Genomic DNA, 1,101 nt, shown 5'->3' with positions numbered 1-1,101 from the left:
CCGATCGGGCGTGAACTACCCAATGCTCGCAACGGATTCACGCCTAAGACCGTGGCCAGTGAGGTTGGTGACGTCGCGCTGGCGGTCCCACGCGACCGCGACGGCAGCTTCACTCCGACCCTGGTCCCCAAGGGCGCACGGCGCCTGGGCGGGCTGGACGACATGATCATCTCGCTGTACGCCGGCGGGATGACGATCCGCGATATCCAGCATCATCTGGCCACCACGATCGGCACCGAGCTGTCCCACGAGACGATCTCCAAGATCACCGACGCGGTCCTCGAGGAGGTCGTTCAGTGGCAGAAACGGCCGCTGGAGGAGCTGTATCCGATCGTTTATCTCGACGCCCTGGTCATCAAGATCCGCGACGGTCACCAGGTCAAAAACCGGGCAGCGCATATCGCCGTCGGTGTCGATCTCGATGGCATCCGCCACGTGCTGGGAATCTGGGTGACGGCCAACGAGGGCGCGAAGTTCTGGGCCGGGGTCTGCGCTGAGCTGGCCAACCGCGGGGTCAAAGACATCCTCATCGTGTGCACCGACGGTTTGACCGGGTTCGCCGAGGCCGTCGAGGCGACGTGGCCGCAGACCACCGTGCAGACCTGCGTGGTGCATCTGATCCGTAATTCCATGCGGTTCGTGTCCTACGGAAAGCGTAAGGAGATCGCTGCCGCGCTGAAGACCATCTACACCGCTCCAACTGCCGACGCTGCGGCCGAGGCGTTCGAGGAGTTCGCTAATTCGGCTCTGGGACAGTCGAATCCGACGACAGTGATCGCCTGGCGTAACGCCTGGGAGCGGTTCATTCCGTTCCTGGCGTTCCCGCCGGATCTGCGGCGCATCATCTACACCACCAACGCGATCGAATCGCTGAACTACCAGTTGCGCAAGATCATCAAGAACCGCGGACACTTTCCCAGTGACCAGGCAGCGGTCAAGCTGCTGTGGCTGGCGATCTGCAACATCGAAGACAAACGCGCTCGAGAACGCCAGAAGTTCTACGACGACCCCCTCAAGACCGGCGACCGCACACGCAACAAGCGCCTCGTCGAAGGCGCACGCACCAACGGCTGGAAACAAGCACTGGGCGCGTTGGCCCTG

The 1,101-nt window shown here is 62.9% G+C and carries 1 protein-coding gene; it reads left to right on the top strand.

Annotated features, from left to right (window positions below; translation table 11 throughout):
- Positions 1-1,101, top strand: a 1,101-nt coding sequence (locus tag M1248_RS33270; RefSeq protein ID WP_317150940.1) for an IS256 family transposase, incomplete at both ends; no start/stop codon positions are given.

It is taken from the genome of Mycobacterium sp. 29Ha, from assembly GCF_032883055.1.
GTDB classification, from domain to species: Bacteria; Actinomycetota; Actinomycetes; order Mycobacteriales; family Mycobacteriaceae; genus Mycobacterium; species Mycobacterium gallinarum.
The sequence above is the reverse complement of the archived record's forward strand: the minus strand, read 5'-3'. Positions and strand labels throughout refer to the sequence as shown.